Source organism: Vasconcelosia minhoensis LEGE 07310, from assembly GCF_015207255.1.
GTDB lineage: Bacteria > Cyanobacteriota > Cyanobacteriia > Phormidesmidales > Phormidesmidaceae > Vasconcelosia > Vasconcelosia minhoensis.
In genome coordinates this window covers 1-15,924 of the sequence record NZ_JADEXG010000026.1, presented here as the reverse complement: position 1 = coordinate 15,924, position 15,924 = coordinate 1, and the positions used below count along the sequence as shown (strand labels likewise).

The window sequence follows — 15,924 nt, the reverse complement described above, 5'->3', positions numbered from 1 at the left end:
TGCTTTTGAAAACCGTCGATTTATTGAGAGCCGACCCATGACCAGTCGCAATCCCAACGAACCTGTTACCTATCCCATCTTTACCGTACGCTGGCTGTCCGTTCACGCCCTGGCGGTACCCTCCGTCTTTTTTCTAGGCGCGATCGCGGCCATGCAGTTTATTCAACGCTAGGAGCCCGATATGCCCGAAAGAACTCCAAATCCCAACAAACAGCCGGTCGAACTGAATCGGACCTCGCTTTTTCTCGGTCTGCTGCTGATTTTCGTCCTCGGTCTGCTATTCTCGAGCTACTTCTTTAACTAAACCCCCACTGCTGCTGGTAGGAGCGATTGCCCATGTTTCAAAATGGTAAGATTCCCCTTTGGATCGTCGCTACGGTTGCCGGGACTGGCATCCTTGTCGTCGTTGGTCTGTTTTTCTACGGATCCTATGCCGGGGTTGGTTCCGCCATGTAGGTGGGTCAACCAACTTTAGTATTCCGTTTCTCAAATACCAAATACCAAATACAAAGCGCGGCCCATACCTAAGTGGGGGCCGCGCTTTATGGAATGTTTTTAAATGATCTAAGCCAAAGGGTCTAAGCCTCTTGGCCGCGCTCAACATACAGGAATAAAAATGCCATCGCGACCGCCGGAAAAACCAGGCCAACCAAGGGGACCAAAATAGAGGGTAAAAAAGAAGCTGCCATGGGAGGTTTCCTAATTACTAACGTCAGTATTACACCAGTGCGCTGCTGCACTTCCCCTAAGCCTACTCCGAATTGGGACTCAGGAGCCGGTTTCTTTGCGGTTCTTTGCGAATTGACTGCTTTAAATCAGGTCGTCTAAGGTTTGGGTCGGCAGCCCAGGCGGCACAATATGCCGATTGACGACGGCCTTATCACTTTCCTGATGGGTCTCTACGGCAATCGCGATCGCGGCAAACTGAATCTCTAGGCAGTCCGGTGGAATCAGCATCGACATCTGGGCTTCTAGCTCGCCCAGGTCATTGGGTGTAAGGTCCATCAGCAAATGAGGCTCGCCGACCAGGGTGCGGGTTTGGCGATCGCTGGCCCACAGCTTGATATAGAGTGGCCACTGCTGTGGCCGCAGCCGGACCGTCAGCGCAATTGTTTCCCCGGCGATGAGCTCCCGATTGGGAATGGCAATCACTGGCGACATAATTTCGACGACCGCAGTGCCAGCGTCGGGTACGGTCAGGTCAGCTGGCGGCGAAGGCTCCGGCGATATGCCGGAGAGCTCGGGCGGGAGCGTAACCGGCGATGGCGGCTCCTCCTCATATATCACCACCTCGTTGGGCAGAGCGGCGACCGGCTCTGGGGGCAGCGAGGGCTCTGGATCGACCAGCTCTGGACTTTGGACACCAGCGGCCTGCATCAGGCTGCGCAGCTCAGCGGTGGCCTGCCGGCTGGCATAGGTGAGATCCGAGAGTCGATTCATAAACCGACTGCTCAAACCGTTTGGGGAGGTTGCCGATGCGGATTTCGAGTCAGCTTCTGGGTCAGCTTCTGCTTCGGTCCATAAAGCGTTAGAGCCGGGGTTAGAGCCGGTCGTCAGGCCAAGCTGGGTTGGGCGCTGCCCCGGCTCGTCAATCTCAGCCAGGGTGGAGGCGACCCAGTCGGCATCAAGGTCGCTATCTGCAATACTGTCGCTGTCAAAAATAGCCGGCTGCTGACGCACCGCTGGAGAAAATTTAGGCAGATGGGGTTCAGGTCGAGCGGGCGTTGGGCTAGGCTGAGGCGTCCCGGCGGGTTTCCTGCGGTCTTTTGCGGCGGTCTCGGTAGCCGGTTCTCCCGTCGAGTTGGACCAAAGGTCGGCTGTGAGATCGTCAGGCCCAGGATGAGGCTCAGGATGAGGCTGGGGGCGAGACTCAGGAGAAGCGGCTGAGCTGTTTGCCGTCGGTGCCTTAGCGCTTTGCCGGCGATCCGTTACCGGGGTAAATCCCGGTAGTTTAGGGGCGTGATCGCCGGTTGCATCAGGTTCGGGAAAATCGAGCTGGGGCGGCAAAATCTGGCCGACCGCCGGTACCAAGCTTTTGGACGGCGGCGGCGACAGGGGCAGGTTGGGGGAAACCAGGGTGGCTGGGCTTGGCTTGGGCTGGCTGAAAGGCACCGTCGTGCCGGGAAAGACTGAGACCTCTTCGTCAAAGTCCAACTCGGTGTGGTTAGCCAAGATCTCCAACAGGCTATCGAGCCCCACTGTAATGGTAAAGGCCGCTGCGGCTAGGGCGGGCTGCTGCGGCTCGGCGGCTCCTAGCCGCAGCAGCACTTCGCCCAGGATAACCCGAGTTTCAGCTATTTCCGGTAGCTGCACCTGCACTTTAAAGTCTACCGGCAGCGTTGCCGCCTGTAGCCGGCGGTGGGTTTCCAAAATCGGTCGGCCTGTCTGCGGATCGCGCAGCCGAATCCACAGCTGACCGTCGAGTAGCGCTGGGGCCTGGACGTTGGTATCGAGATAGACCTGGCCAGCAATCATCAGCGGTTTCTGTCGCTGGGCCACGTAGGCCTGCTGCCGGAGGCTGACAAGATAGCCAGAGTTAGGGGTAATCGCGGTCGGCTGCGATCGCGCCTGAGCTAGGGGCGAACTATCGGCTTCAAGAGGCTCAATCGAATCAAAAAGCGAGTTAACGATTTGCTCAGTTAGCGCTTCAGCATCCGGGTAGCCCCCCGGTGATAGGTCATCTTCTGGATGAGCCGGGCTACCGTTATGGTCTGGGTCGGCTTCTGGACTGGCTTCTGTCTCGGTTTCTGGATTAGGCAGCACTGCCGTTTCATCGACAGCGTTTTCCTCCGACCAGTCTGACGCCGGCGTCCAGTCCTGGCTAGCTTCAGTCAGGGGCAGCACCTGTAGCTGAATGGAATGCTGCCAGCCCTGACCCAGCAGCTCGTCGGCGACGTTAGTATTGCTACAGCTCAGCTCCCAGCGTCCCGGCTGTAGCCACATAAACGGGATGATCAGAATTAATCCGTCGGCGTCGGTCTGGCCCAGGCGCTTGCGCACCCGTCGCCGGGGCGGCATTTCATCTAGCACCATCTGGCTGACGCGGACCTCAACAGCCGTATCGCTGCGGTTGGTATGGGCAACCACCCGGTAGCGTCCGGCCAAAATCTCGACCTGCTGCGATAGGGGCAGCCAAGCCTGATCGCCTTCCTTCTGAATCAGAAACTCCCAATGGTTCATACGGGTTAAAAGCTGCGGTGGCTGAGAGGCCTCCATCGATGTTTGGCGATGTTTGGCGATGTTTGGCCCGATTGTATAGGGGCAATCGTAGCAAACCCTGCGATGATTCACACAGAAATGTCGCTAGTAGGCGTATTGGGCCGGCTCTAGCACATCAAACTCAAAGCAGTGCTCTCCTACCGGATGCTGCCAGCGTTGATTAGCGCCGTTGGGAGTCGGCTGGAGTGAATAGCTGCTGGTGTCGGTGGCAAAGGTTGCGCAAAGTTCGTACGTGGTGTCGCTTAGGCGGCGATAGGTATAGGCCTGATTAGTGATTGGATCGGTCTGGACCGCCTGGTCAATGCGGCTAACCTGGTCTAGGCTGGCTGGTAGCTCAAAGGGCTGATTGCGCGATTGCGCACTGCTGGCCTGCTGATAGAGCTGATTCGAAATGTTGATCAGGTCGCGGATGCGCTCTCGGTCGGCGGCAATTAGCCGCTGCCGCTGGGGCGTACCTAAAATCCAAAAGCCGGAGATGATACCAAGGACGACGGCGAGGGTGGCCGCGATCGCGAAATTACGGTCAAGTTGAGTCATGTGGGATTCTGCCTCTGGACCGGCCGCCGCCGTAGCCAGGCCCCATAGTAAGCTAGTACTCCGCCGTCTAAAGCCAGCACAATGATGACCTTGAGCAAAAATCGCAGCGTTAGTTCTCCGCGCAAAAAGGAGGTGAGAAAGGTAATCAGCGTTCCCACACCGATCAGGACGGTAATCAGCAGGGTCAGATAGGTCAGCCACTTGCGCACGCCAGAATAGTGCTTTTCGCGGTAGAGCCGCAGTTCCTTAATGAGCTGACGCATTAACAGCAGATAGACCGGGTAGGCCACGATCAGCCGCGCCAAGGAAAAAGCCACGTCGAAGGCCGGATCACCGTAGCTGGGCGAAACCGGGTCGGGAATGAACTGATTGACATAGATAAAGCCCAGCTGCCCCAGCGCCTGAGTCCAAATTCCTAGGGTAGAAAACGCCAGCAGGTAGACAAAAGCATCTCTAGCCGATTCGCCAGCGCCGCCGCTCGGAGCCGGAATCGGCTGCTCAGTCAGCCGTTCATACAGCTCAAAAAAAGCCCGTTCGATCTCCCGCTGGGGCCAGCCGTAGCTGCGCAAAAGCTGGCTGAGAAATTCGTCAGAAGCGCCTTGCTGGCGAGCAGCTTCAATAAACCGGAGTAGGTCAGCGCGGTCGGATGGCATAGGGCAGTAAAAGACTGGAACAGCCAGCAGCGGCGACTCCTTTCTAACTAATTTGGGACTTTACTGCCAACCGGGCCAGGGGCCGGGGGGCTGCTCGGGCAGCGAGTGCTGGGTTCGAGTTTGTTTGTAAATTTTCAACCCCCTGGCCTGATAGTTGCCCAGGGCATGGGCTCCATCCAGGTTACAGGTATGCAGCCAGACCCGGGCTGCGCCCCAGTCCCAAGCCTTTTGCAGGGCGCAGGTGAGCAAATGCCCGCCATGCCCCTGTCCAATAAACTGCGGCAGCAGACCCAAGGAAACGATTTCGACATCGCCAGCCTCAGCTCGCGAGAGCTCAAAAAAGCCCGCTGGGTTGCCGCCAACGTAACCCACCCAGGTTCGCATACTTTCCTGGCTCAAATAGTCGAGCCAGCGCTGGTAGGTCCAGTCAAGCCGGCCCAGCCAGTACCACTGACCGCCAACGGCGCTGTAGAGAAAGCGGCTGAACTCGGGGCAGGCGATCTGCGCTTCTAGCACGGTCAGCGGGCTCGGTTTTGCCGCCACCAGCTGACTGCGGGAATGCATTTCTAAGTAAGTCGTCACAATCTCAGCTGATCGCATCGGCTCGAAGCGGGTGAATAGTGGCTAGCAGGTCTGGAACTTGAGCATATAGCTCGGCCTGGGACAGTTCGGTTTGCTCACCGGAAGCCAGCCACTTGAGCTGCACCAGACCGCTCTCGGCTTCGGCCTCGCCCAGGATCAGACAGGCCACCGCACCGCTGCGGTCGGCCCGCTTGAACTGTTTGCCAAAGGCGCTGCCGCTGAGGTCCAATTCCACCGAGCAGCCGCTCTGCCGCAGCGTCTGCGCCAGGACGGTAGATTGAGCCTCGGCTTTCCCCCCCCGGGCGACCAGGTAAAAATCTAGGGCCGGTGGCGGCTGACGCTGGAGCTGTTCCAATAGGATAATCAGGCGCTCTAGCCCAATCGCAAAGCCGATTGCAGGCGTATCGGGGCCGCCCAGCTGAGCCACCAGCCCGTCGTAGCGACCACCGCCGCAGACCGTCGCCTGCGCCCCCAGGTCGTCGGACTGTATCTCAAAGGCAGTATGGGTGTAATAGTCTAGCCCCCGTACCAGACGCGGATTCACCTGAAAGGAAATACCCAGGGCGGTGAGCTGCTGCTGCACCTGGTCAAAGTGCCGCTGCGCATCTGACCCTAAATAGTCGAGCAGGCTAGGGGCAGATTGAACAATTTCCTGCGTTCGGGGGGCTTTGCTATCAAGAATCCGCAGCGGGTTGCGCGTTAGCCGATCGCGGGAGTCCGGGTCGAGCTCGTCCTGATACGGCGTGAGGTAGCTGACTAACGCCTCACGGTAGCGCTGGCGGTCTTCGCCCTGACCCACCGAGTTTAGATCCAGGCGTAGTGACTTCAGCCCCAGCGCCTGGAGAATGTCAGTCGCGATCGCGATCACCTCCACATCGGCCCGGGGATTGCGGCTGCCGATCACTTCCACATCGAGCTGATGAAACTGCCGCTGCCGCCCCTGCTGTGGCTGCTCGTAGCGGAAGGCCGGGCCAATGTGCCACAGGCGCTGTACCGACCCTTCTGCAAACAGCTTATTTTGAATAAAAGCCCGTACTAGCCCAGCGGTAATTTCGGGCCGTAGGGTCAGCGATCGCTGCTTCTTAGACTGGTCGGGAAAGGTATACATTTCCTTGCTCACCACGTCTGTGGCTTCGCCAATGCCGCGGGCAAACAGCTCGGTAAACTCCATTACCGGCGGCCGAATTTCGCGATAGGCGGCCCGCTCCAAAATGGCTTTGGCGATTGCTTCGACCTGCTGCCAGCGGATTACTTCGCCCGGCAAGATGTCGCGGGTGCCCTTAATCGCCTGAATGGTGCTCATGGTCAATGTCTCTAATATCTAGCTCTGAAATCGATATGGTAGGAAATTTCGGTCACCAGGCACCGTTACGGTAGGTCTTGCCAGGGGCCGAAGCGATCGCGGTAGTAGTCCAGCACGGCGTTAACGAGATCGCGGGCCGGAGCCGGGTAGCGAATTTCTAATCCTCCCACCTGGCTTTGCAAATAGTCAAAGGCCTGAGCAGTTTGCGGCAGCAGCGCCACCTGAACGCCGTCAAACTGGCGCAGGTGGGCCGCGACCTCGCGGTAGACGGCGAGCGGCAGCCGCTGACAAGATAGCCGCTGGGTTACGAACTCAGCTCGGGTGCTCATGATTTGCCTCCTCACCGATCTCTACGGTAGGGAGAACGCAGCAGTTTACCTGATCCAGACAGACCTTGCCCCACTGGAGGGCCCAGCGCACCAGGGCGACCCGGTTACCGGTAGAGGTCTTGGTTAAGATATTGCTGATGTGGTTATCCACCGTTCGCTTGCTGATGTCCAGCTTTTTCGAGATTTCTTGATTCGTCAGTCCCGAAGCAACCAGTTCCACAATTTGTAATTCTCGGTCGGAAAGACTCTGCTCCTTCGCCGAAAGATTTGTCTGAGAAGATTCGCTGCCTGACATGGTTTTACGCGCTGATGTGCATTTATGCTTACGCCTGTATTCAATATAGTGGGGTTTTTAAACCGAGTGAGAAAATATAACCCGCTGGGGTGGCTGATCCCTATCCTAAGCTGCCTGAAGTCCATAACAGCCGGGGGGCAGACTGGGCCAGGATTCAGTCGGGGGCTGAGCTGGGGGCTGAGCTGGGGGCTGGCTGTCATTTTAGGACTGGGGACGATTGGGTTGCCGTTGCCAGCACTGGCGATCACGCTCCCATCCCCGCTCCTGGCCGATGTCGCCTCTGAAAAAATCAGCCAGTTCGCCCAGGCCTATCTCCAGGTGATCGACCTGATCGACCGGCGAGAAAGCGAGCTTCAGCAGGCCGAAACCGAGACCGAATCGCAGCAAATTCAGGCCGCCATCCAGACTGAGGCGTTTCACCTGATCGGCGAAAACCAGCTGACGCTATCGGAATACTTGCAGCTCTTGGGCCTGGCTAATCGGGACCCCGACTTTCGGGAGCAGATTTTGGTTCAGATTGAGGAAGTGGAGAGTGAAGAGTGAGAGAGGGAGGAGGGAAGAGTGGGGGGATGGAAGAGTGGGGGGAGTAGGGGAGTAATGGGGTGATTGAGTGATGGGGTTAGGAATTTTCTATTTTGCCAAAGCGGCGGTGGCGCTGCTGGTAGGCGATCAGGGCCTGGTGGAACTCGGCCTGGTCGAAGTCGGGCCAGAGGGTGTCGGTGATGTAGAACTCAGAATAGGCCAGCTGCCAGAGCAGAAAATTGCTGATTCGCATTTCGCCGCTGGTGCGGATCAGCAGGTCGGGATCGCTGATATTAGAGGTGTATAGATAGCGGCTGAATAGCGACTCGTCAATCTCGTGGGGGGCTAGATGACCCTGCTGCACCTGATCCGCGATCGCCCGGCAGGCCTGCAAGATCTCCTGCCGACCGCCGTAGTTGGTCGCAACAGAGAAGCGAATGCCCTGATTTACCTGGGTATCGGCAACGGCGCGATCGATTTCCCGCTGGAGCGTGTCGGGTAGGGCCGACAGGTCGCCGACGAACTGAATGCGGACGTCTTCTTCCATCATTTCTTTCAGCTCTTTGCGCAGCACCCGCTCGAACAGGGTCATTAAAAAATCAACCTCGCCAATCGGGCGACCCCAGTTTTCCGTCGAAAAGGCGTAGGCAGTGAGGGCACCGATTCCCCAGTCGCGGCAGCAGCGCAGTAGTTTCTTGAGGGTATCGACACCTCGGCGGTGGCCCATAATTCGGGGCAGCCCGCGCTGCTTAGCCCAGCGGCCATTGCCGTCCATAATCACCGCAATGTGCCGCGGCAGCAGGTCTGGCTTGAGATCGTGAGGAAGAGCGGTCAGAGCCGTTGGCTTAGCTGTCATTTTTTTTTCGAGTAGTCGATGGCAGACGCAGGACACGTTTCAGGGCGCTGAAAAAGCTGATTCCCTGTAGGCTCAGCCGTCGTCCCAGGCTGCGAAGCTGGGGCGCGACGGGGTCACCATCGGCAGATGGAGCAAACTTATCACGCAATAGGTCTCTCAGTTTGCTGCTCGTCAGGGGTCGATTCAGCATTCCCCCGTCTGCTACAGAAATTGATCCGGTCTCTTCGGAAACCACTACGCAAATGCAGTTTTCCACCCGTTCGGTAATGCCCATCGCGGCTCGATGCCGGGTACCAAGCTGACGCGAGGCATCTTTTTCTGAAATCGGCAGAATCACACCGGCCGAAACGATCCGCGAGGCCCGAATAAGAACGGCCCCATCGTGCAATAGCGTCGTCGTTTGAAAAATCGTTTGCAGCAGCTCTTTGGAAAGCTCGGCATTCAGCCGGACGCCCGGTACCGAAAAGTTGCTCTCATCTAGCGGCTTGCTGGTTTCCAAAATCATCAGCGCCCCGGTCCGGTTTTGAGACAGTTCTTTGACAGCATCGACCAGCTCGTCGATCACACTGTTGGGCTTGGGGGGAGTGCGATCGCGCGGCAGAAAAAGCTGAATCACCTCTCCCCGGCCGAGCTGCTCTAGCAGCCGCCGAAACTCGGCCTGCAAAATCAGCGCCATCGCCACGGCCGACCCGATCACGAGCTTGTCTAGCACAAAGGCCAGCAGCTCCAGCTGAGCGGCTCGGCTGAGGGCCGCCACCAGCATCAGCACAATCAGTCCCCGCACCATCCACAGCGTACGGCGCTCGCCGATCACGACGAGCACCGCGTAGATCGATACGAGGACTAGACCAATATCGATGAGGCGAAGCAAAAGTCGGCTCCTATCCCGGTTTCATCCTGATTGCAACCCATCTTTGACAGGGCCTCTCAACCCCATCAGCCCGTCGAGTATGCCGTGACCTTACCTCAACTTCGATGGATTGAGCGCAGCAGGTAGACAGTCTTGCCGAACTAAGTCTGCGAGCGTTTCTCGACGCAAAATCAGCTGGGCCTCACCCCGATTGACCAAAACGGCAGCCGGGCGTGGCACTCGGTTATAGTTCGAAGCCATGCTGTAATTGTAAGCACCTGTTGCCGCGACTACCACCACAGCCCCCGCTTCCAGTTCCGGTAGCGCTGCCGATGGAATAATCACATCTCCTGATTCGCAGTGCTTGCCGGCTAAGGTGACGGTCTGGCTTAGGGCTGCCGACATCCGATCGGCGGCCAGCACTCGGTAAGAAGACTGATAGGTAATCGGGCGAGGATTGTCCGACATGCCCCCATCTACGGCCAGGTAGTCGCGAATACCGGGAACGGTTTTCTGGCTGCCGACAGTGTAGGCCGTCACACAGGCCGAGCCGATTAGCGATCGCCCCGGCTCGCACAGCAGCCGCGGCAGCGCCAGATCCGCAGCAGCGCAGGCGTCAGCGATACCCCGAGCAACCGTCTGCACCCAGGCTTCGATGCTGGGCGGGTCGTCTGCTTCGGTATAGCAAATGCCCAGGCCGCCGCCAATATCGAGCTCGGTTATGGGCAGGCCGTGGCGGATCGCCTGCTGAAACCATTGGATCATCACTGCGCCCAGGTCCTGATGGGGCTGGAGTTCAAAGATCTGAGAGCCAATGTGGGCATGCAGGCCGATACAGCGCAGCCCCGACTGCTGACTGACGTAGGCAAATACCGGCTCAAGCTGCTCGGGGTCAAACCCAAACTTGCTATCAATATGGCCGGTGCGGATATATTCATGGGTGTGGCACTCGATGCCGGGGGTGAGGCGCAGCAGAATCGTCGCCGTCTGGTTCATTTGCGCCGTCAGCTGGGTCAGCGATCGCAGTTCGTACCAGTTATCGACGACGATCCGACAGCCCGCTTCCAGCCCCATCTGCAGCTCATCCAAAGACTTGTTATTGCCGTGGAAGTAAATCTGCTCGGCAGCCGCCCCCGCCTGTAGCGCCGTATGCAATTCGCCACCGGAGACGACGTCGATGCCCAATCCCTCCTGGGTCGCGATCGCGCAGACGGCCAGGCAGCTCCAGGCCTTTGAGGCGTAGACCGTTAGCGCCTCACCCGGATAGTATCGCTTGAACGCTTGCCGATACTGACGGCAGGCCGTCCGCAGCGTCGATTCATCTAATATATAGAGCGGTGATCCAAACTGCTGCACCAGCTCAGGCACGTCGCAGCCGCCAATCACCAAGTGATCCTGAGCGTTAACCGCCGCCGTCAGCGGCAGCAAGGTTTGATTGGGGGCGCGATCGCCGGCAGGCAGATAGTGGCGGCTGGACAGTATCTGGTCAGCTGGATGGTCGGTTGGGAGAATAGATACCATGGGCACGATGCGATAAGACGGGCGGAGCCAGAGCTCCAAAAGTCCAGTGTACAATTGGCCGCTGTGTTGTTTAGCTTTTTCTCGAAACTGCTTGACTTTTTTAGCCTGTTTACCCCTGATATCTGCCGACCTGCCCGCCGTGCTAGCGCTGGACCAGCGCTGCCTGGGCGGCCTATGGACCGCAGCGGGCTATCAGCGGGAGATCGAGAGCCCCAACAGTACGCTGCTCGTACTCGCCGCCGCTGAAACTGCGGCACCGCTGCTCCAGCGGCGGAAAGGCGCGGCGGCAGGCGACGCGCTAACCCTGGTCGGCACCGGCTGCCTTTGGGCCATCCTAGAAGAGGCCCATCTGACGATTTTGCTGATCGACCCAGCCTATCGCCGCCAGCGACTGGGTCAGCTGCTGCTCAGCCTGCTCCTGCGCGACGGCCAGCGCCGGCAGCTACAGCGGGCCACCTTAGAAGTCCGGGTTTCGAACTGTGCAGCCCGGCAGCTCTACGAGAAATTTGGCTTTCAAACGGCCGGTCGGCGACGGCGCTACTATGCCGACGGAGAAGACGCGCTCATTCTTTGGCGCAGCGGCCTCCAGAGTGACGCCTTTATCCAGCAGCGGCAGCAGTTGCAGACAGAGGCCCTGCGAGCTTTGGGCCAGCATCGGTGGCAGTGGCTAGAGACCTAATCTCAAATACGGCCCGGCAAAAAAAATGCGAAATAGCATAACCCGCAACAGAATTTTGACCCGTGACTTAAACCGGGGGACAGCTGAGCAAAAACTTTATCGGAATTGTCACAAAAGTCGTGAATACCGCCCCCGGCCTACCAAATTTGCCTGTGTTAGAATCAGCGTACCAGCCCACAGCAGGTGATGGATAACCGCCATGTTTGAACGCTTTACAGAAAAAGCCATTAAAGTAATTATGCTCGCCCAGGAGGAAGCCCGTAGACTTGGGCACAACTTTGTAGGCACCGAGCAGATTCTTCTCGGCCTGATTGGAGAGGGCACCGGCGTTGCTGCCAAAGTGCTCAAATCAATGGGAGTCAACCTTAAAGACGCTCGCATTGAAGTCGAAAAAATTATTGGTCGAGGTTCCGGCTTCGTCGCGGTTGAGATTCCCTTTACTCCCCGTGCCAAGCGCGTCCTAGAGCTATCGTTGGAAGAGGCCCGTCAGCTCGGCCACAACTATATTGGAACGGAGCATTTGCTGCTCGGCCTAATTCGCGAGGGCGAAGGCGTCGCTGCCCGGGTGCTCGAAAACCTGGGCGTCGATCTCTCCAAGGTGCGGACGCAGGTGATTCGGATGCTGGGTGAAACCGCTGAGGTCTCAACTGGTGGCAGCCAGGGTCGGACGAAGACGCCGACGCTCGATGAGTTTGGCTCCAACCTGACCCAGATGGCTGCTGAGGGCAAGCTCGATCCGGTGGTTGGCAGACAGAAGGAAATTGAGCGGGTGATTCAGATTCTGGGTCGGCGCACCAAAAACAATCCCGTGCTGATTGGTGAGCCAGGCGTCGGTAAAACCGCGATCGCGGAGGGCCTGGCCCAGCGCATTGGCAACAACGACGTGCCCGACATTCTCGAAGAAAAGCGCGTGGTTACTTTAGATATTGGCCTGCTCGTTGCCGGGACGAAGTATCGGGGCGAATTTGAAGAACGGCTGAAGAAAATCATGGATGAGATTCGCTCGGCGGCGAATGTGATTCTGGTGATTGATGAGGTCCACACCCTGATTGGGGCCGGGGCTGCCGAGGGCGCTATTGACGCGGCGAATATTCTTAAACCAGCGCTAGCCCGCGGTGAGCTTCAGTGTATCGGGGCGACGACGCTCGACGAATACCGCAAGCACATCGAGCGCGATGCCGCCTTAGAGCGACGCTTCCAGCCGGTGATGGTGGGCGAGCCTTCGGTCGAAGAGACGATCGAAATTCTCCACGGTTTGCGCGATCGCTACGAGCAGCACCACAAGCTCAAAATTACCGATGAGTCCCTCGACGCTGCCGCCAAGCTCTCTGACCGCTACATCTCTGACCGCTACCTGCCTGACAAGGCTATCGATCTAATTGATGAAGCCGGGTCGCGGGTGCGCCTGATCAACTCCCAGCTGCCGCCGGCGGCCAAGGAGCTCGATAAAGAGCTGCGTCAGGTGCTGAAGGATAAGGACAATGCGGTGCGCTCTCAGGACTTCGACAAGGCTGGCGAGCTGCGCGATCGCGAGATGGAAATCAAATCAGAGATCCGCGCGATCGCCCAGAATCGCAAATCTGAAGGAGAAGACGGTGACGTCTCGCCAATGGTAACCGAGGAGGACATTGCCTATATTGTCGCCTCCTGGACCGGTGTCCCCGTCAGCAAGCTGACTGAGTCTGAGTCTGAGAAGCTGCTGCATATGGAAGACACCCTGCATCAGCGGCTAATTGGTCAAGACGAAGCTGTCAAAGCCATTTCCCGCGCTATCCGGCGGGCTAGGGTGGGGCTGAAGAATCCCAATCGACCGATCGCCAGCTTTGTCTTTTCTGGCCCAACCGGTGTGGGTAAGACCGAGCTGGCCAAGTCTCTCGCGGCCTACTTTTTCGGGTCTGAAGAAGCGATGGTGCGGCTGGACATGTCTGAATTTATGGAGCGCCACACGGTCTCCAAGCTGATCGGCTCGCCTCCAGGCTATGTCGGCTATAACGAAGGCGGTCAGCTGACCGAAGCCGTTCGCCGTCGTCCCTATACCGTCATCCTGTTCGACGAGATTGAAAAGGCGCACCCCGACGTTTTCAACATGCTGCTGCAAATCTTGGAAGACGGTCGTCTGACCGATGCCAAGGGCCGCACGGTCGATTTCAAAAATACGCTGCTGATCCTGACCTCTAACATCGGCTCAAAGGTGATTGAGAAGGGGGCCAGCGGTCTGGGCTTTGAGCTCGAAGTGGATCAGGCCGAGTCGCAGTACAACCGAATCCGCTCGCTGGTGAACGAAGAGTTGAAGCAGTACTTCCGCCCAGAGTTCCTCAACCGGCTAGATGAGATTATCGTCTTCCGTCAGCTGACGAAGGAAGAGGTGAAAGAAATTTCTACCATCCTGCTGAAAGAGGTGTTCGTTCGCCTGACCGAGCAGGGCATCACCTTAGAGGTGACGGAGAAATTCAAGGATCGCTTAGTCGAAGAGGGCTATAACCCCAGCTACGGGGCTAGGCCGCTGCGTCGAGCCATTATGCGTTTGCTGGAGGATAGTCTGGCTGAGGAAATCCTTTCGGGTCGGGTGAAGGAAGGCGATACGGCCGTTGTCGATGTCGATGAAGACGGCAAGATCCAAGTCCAGATCAAGGAGCGCCGCGAACTGCTGCCCCAGGTCGCTGAGTAGCAGACTGGCTGAGTCGCGAAAGAGGGCTTGGCGTTTCTAAGCCCTCTTTCGCTTGACTACCACGAACGCCGTGAACGTATGTGAACAGACGTAACGCTGTCTTGCATTGGGGCCGGGCCAAATTTGATAATTTAGATCAAAGAACTCAATTTTTTAACCTTATTCATCAGCTTGGGAGCGATCAACTGCAATGGGCCTGATTAAAAAGATTTTTGGTGGCATTTCTGCCTTCTTCGGCAGTTTATTTGGGGTTGCCGGTAAGCTTTTCGGCATCGGTAAGTCTGAATATTACCTGGAACTTGAAGAATCCAAAACCGACAGCCTGCCAGAGACGGCTAAATCTGTGGCGAAGGCGACTGCCGCTTCAGCGGGTGCGGTCGTAGACGCGATCGCGTCTGATGGTCAAGAACCTGCCCGAGCAACGGCAGGCGGCGACCCGGCAAACCGGTCCGCAAAGCATCAGTCGTCTAAGAACGGTAAGCAGGCGCAGCCTTCAAAGGACCAGAAGGGGGGGCAGAAGGGTCAGGCCTCTCAGACTGAGGCTGAAGCTAAGCCTCAGCGGCCTCTCTCGACTGAGGAAATCATTGCTCAGGCGATTGCTCGGGCACCTAAATCGACCTATCAAGACAATAGCCATGTGGCTGAGCAAACCTTCGCTACCGACTACCTGGTCACGCCCTCTAGCAATCAGCGCCGTCGCCCAGGGCCTAGCCTTTCTTCGTTTAAGCAAATGGCTAAAGAGGTCGGTAAGGAGGCATAGTCTAGCGCCGATTCAGCTGAGCCCGCCGTTGCTGGTGATTTTCCGCAGCGGCGGGTTTGCTGTAGGTGATCGCTAGGTCGATGGGCTGACGTAGGCAGCGATAGGTTCCTTAATCAGTCGGATATAGAGATGCTTAAAGGTTGAGCGAGCCACCCGAGGCAGTCCAAAGTCAATCGGCATCAGCTCTGTAGGCAGCTTCCAGTCCGCTATTCGGAGGTCAGCCGGGGACAGCAGTGGATAGTCAATTTGATCTAGCTCGGGACAAAGCCCTAGTCGCTGTGACTGGGTAATGGTCGGGATGTCCGCTGGCGGCACGCCTAAAACTTCTACTAGGCCGCGATCCAGTGCAAAAACATCGGCAGATGCTCCCAGCAATCCCAGCTGACGGGGTTCGCCACCGCTGGGGCCATTGCCTTCGTGCCCGATAATGCCGTCGATAATAGTCAGCTCAGGCGCGATCGCGCGAGCCGTTTCAACCAGCATTGTGCCAAAGCGCTGGCGGTCTTTTCCCGCTTCCATATGCCACCAGGCCTTCATTTTGCCAGGAACGCAGCCAAACAGGTTTTTCACCCCTAGGGTCAGCGTCAGCTGCACATGGGATTTGACCTTCGGCAGGTTGATCACGACATCTGCCGCCATCGTTTCCTTAGAGAGCAGTAGATGGTCGAATTCTTCTCCTTCGCTCGGATAGCGCTGCCCGTGCAGTTCGACAATGGGCAGCCCCAGCTGTTCAGTCCAGGGCAGATAGCCATTGGCCTTGGCCACCCCGCGAGCGCTGCCAAAGGCGGGACTGTCGGCTAAAAAAGGCTTTCCACCCGCTGCCATCACCATCTGTGCAACGCAGTGGACTAGCTCGGGGCGGGTCGTGCATTCTTGGGTCGGCTTAGAGCCCGTCAGCAGGTTGGGTTTGAGTAAGACGCGATCGCCCGGGTGCACAAACTGTCTGATGCCGCCTAAGGGGGTGAGGAGGCCTTCTAAGCTTTGATGCAGGGCTTCCGTTTTGTAGGTAGCGGCGCGAATCAGGCTGACAGACGGCATCTGAGTTTCCTATTGGCTAATCGTTTCCTTAGTTTAATCGGTGGGGTGAGCGGGGTGGGAAGAATTAGCGGGGTGGATAGTATGAACCACGAAGGCATGGAGGGGATGGAGG

At 57.7% G+C, this 15,924-nt stretch carries 19 protein-coding genes; 7 read left to right on the top strand and 12 right to left on the bottom strand.

The window, feature by feature from the left end:
• The first annotated feature begins 37 nt into the window (after positions 1–37).
• From psbF to IQ241_RS12395, 3 genes are read left to right on the top strand one after another with little or no spacing between them, the layout of a single operon-like run.
• Entirely contained in the window at positions 38–172 is a 135-nt protein-coding gene (gene psbF, locus IQ241_RS12405) for a cytochrome b559 subunit beta (RefSeq protein ID WP_193907553.1), read from the top strand.
• A gap of 9 nt (positions 173–181) precedes the next feature.
• Positions 182–304, top strand: a complete 123-nt coding sequence (locus tag IQ241_RS12400; RefSeq protein ID WP_193907551.1) for a photosystem II reaction center protein L — start codon at positions 182–184, stop codon at positions 302–304.
• A 32-nt stretch (positions 305–336) separates the two neighbouring features.
• Positions 337–456 (top strand): photosystem II reaction center protein J, encoded by a 120-nt coding sequence (locus IQ241_RS12395; protein ID WP_193907549.1) that lies wholly within the window; start codon positions 337–339, stop codon positions 454–456.
• 122 nt (positions 457–578) lie between these two features.
• On the opposite strand, the gene psaI is transcribed toward IQ241_RS12395, so the two are convergent.
• The 8 genes from psaI to pedR all read right to left on the bottom strand — a co-directional run bounded on the left by psaI (position 579) and on the right by pedR (position 6,918).
• Complete coding sequence (gene psaI / locus IQ241_RS12390) at positions 579–689, bottom strand: photosystem I reaction center subunit VIII (protein ID WP_193907547.1); 111 nt, start codon at positions 687–689, stop codon at positions 579–581.
• 121 nt (positions 690–810) lie between these two features.
• The gene (locus tag IQ241_RS12385; RefSeq protein WP_193907545.1) at positions 811–3,180 is read right to left on the bottom strand and encodes a hypothetical protein; all 2,370 of its coding nucleotides are present in this window, start codon (positions 3,178–3,180) and stop codon (positions 811–813) included.
• Between the two features lie 123 nt (positions 3,181–3,303).
• The gene (locus IQ241_RS12380) at positions 3,304–3,756 is read right to left on the bottom strand and encodes a hypothetical protein (protein ID WP_193907543.1); all 453 of its coding nucleotides are present in this window, start codon (positions 3,754–3,756) and stop codon (positions 3,304–3,306) included.
• Positions 3,753–4,409, bottom strand: a complete 657-nt coding sequence (locus tag IQ241_RS12375) for a DUF5671 domain-containing protein (protein WP_193907541.1) — start codon at positions 4,407–4,409, stop codon at positions 3,753–3,755. The genes IQ241_RS12380 and IQ241_RS12375 overlap by 4 nt, the downstream gene beginning before the upstream one ends.
• Positions 4,410–4,469: 60 nt before the next feature.
• Positions 4,470–5,009 (bottom strand): GNAT family N-acetyltransferase, encoded by a 540-nt coding sequence (locus IQ241_RS12370; protein ID WP_193907539.1) that lies wholly within the window; start codon positions 5,007–5,009, stop codon positions 4,470–4,472.
• Entirely contained in the window at positions 4,996–6,294 is a 1,299-nt protein-coding gene (gene hisS / locus IQ241_RS12365) for a histidine--tRNA ligase (protein WP_193907537.1), read from the bottom strand. The genes IQ241_RS12370 and hisS overlap by 14 nt, the downstream gene beginning before the upstream one ends.
• A 65-nt stretch (positions 6,295–6,359) precedes the next feature.
• Entirely contained in the window at positions 6,360–6,623 is a 264-nt protein-coding gene (locus IQ241_RS12360; RefSeq protein WP_193907535.1) for a hypothetical protein, read from the bottom strand.
• The gene (gene pedR, locus IQ241_RS12355; RefSeq protein ID WP_193907533.1) at positions 6,607–6,918 is read right to left on the bottom strand and encodes a photosynthetic electron transport-dependent transcriptional regulator PedR; all 312 of its coding nucleotides are present in this window, start codon (positions 6,916–6,918) and stop codon (positions 6,607–6,609) included. The genes IQ241_RS12360 and pedR overlap by 17 nt, the downstream gene beginning before the upstream one ends.
• A 66-nt stretch (positions 6,919–6,984) precedes the next feature.
• On the opposite strand from pedR, the gene IQ241_RS12350 reads away from it, so the two are divergent.
• A complete protein-coding gene (locus IQ241_RS12350) occupies positions 6,985–7,461 on the top strand; it encodes a DUF4168 domain-containing protein (RefSeq protein WP_322743639.1) in 477 nt (158 codons plus the stop codon).
• A 76-nt stretch (positions 7,462–7,537) separates the two neighbouring features.
• Here IQ241_RS12350 and IQ241_RS12345 read toward each other — a convergent pair whose 3' ends face one another.
• The 3 genes from IQ241_RS12345 to lysA form a co-directional block, all read right to left on the bottom strand.
• A complete protein-coding gene (locus IQ241_RS12345; protein WP_193907529.1) occupies positions 7,538–8,296 on the bottom strand; it encodes an isoprenyl transferase in 759 nt (252 codons plus the stop codon).
• Positions 8,286–9,167 carry a diadenylate cyclase CdaA gene (gene cdaA / locus IQ241_RS12340; protein ID WP_193907527.1) on the bottom strand — a complete coding sequence of 294 codons (882 nt, stop codon included), beginning with the start codon at positions 9,165–9,167 and terminating at the stop codon, positions 8,286–8,288. Before cdaA ends, IQ241_RS12345 begins: the two co-directional genes overlap by 11 nt.
• Positions 9,168–9,257: 90 nt before the next feature.
• A complete protein-coding gene (gene lysA, locus IQ241_RS12335) occupies positions 9,258–10,667 on the bottom strand; it encodes a diaminopimelate decarboxylase (RefSeq protein WP_193907525.1) in 1,410 nt (469 codons plus the stop codon).
• Between the two features lie 91 nt (positions 10,668–10,758).
• Here lysA and IQ241_RS12330 point away from each other — a divergent pair, with 91 nt between their 5' ends.
• The 3 genes from IQ241_RS12330 (at position 10,759) to IQ241_RS12320 (ending at position 14,774) form a co-directional block, all read left to right on the top strand.
• Positions 10,759–11,346 (top strand): GNAT family N-acetyltransferase, encoded by a 588-nt coding sequence (locus tag IQ241_RS12330; protein ID WP_193907523.1) that lies wholly within the window; start codon positions 10,759–10,761, stop codon positions 11,344–11,346.
• Positions 11,347–11,545: 199 nt separating this feature from the next.
• On the top strand, positions 11,546–14,014 hold the full coding sequence (locus tag IQ241_RS12325; RefSeq protein WP_193907521.1) for an ATP-dependent Clp protease ATP-binding subunit: 2,469 nt from the start codon (positions 11,546–11,548) through the stop codon (positions 14,012–14,014).
• 190 nt (positions 14,015–14,204) lie between these two features.
• Positions 14,205–14,774 (top strand): hypothetical protein, encoded by a 570-nt coding sequence (locus tag IQ241_RS12320; protein WP_193907520.1) that lies wholly within the window; start codon positions 14,205–14,207, stop codon positions 14,772–14,774.
• Positions 14,775–14,846: 72 nt separating this feature from the next.
• Here the strand turns inward: IQ241_RS12320 and IQ241_RS12315 are convergent, their stop codons facing one another.
• Positions 14,847–15,812 carry a DUF362 domain-containing protein gene (locus IQ241_RS12315; RefSeq protein ID WP_193907518.1) on the bottom strand — a complete coding sequence of 322 codons (966 nt, stop codon included), beginning with the start codon at positions 15,810–15,812 and terminating at the stop codon, positions 14,847–14,849.
• Positions 15,813–15,924: the final 112 nt, after the last annotated feature.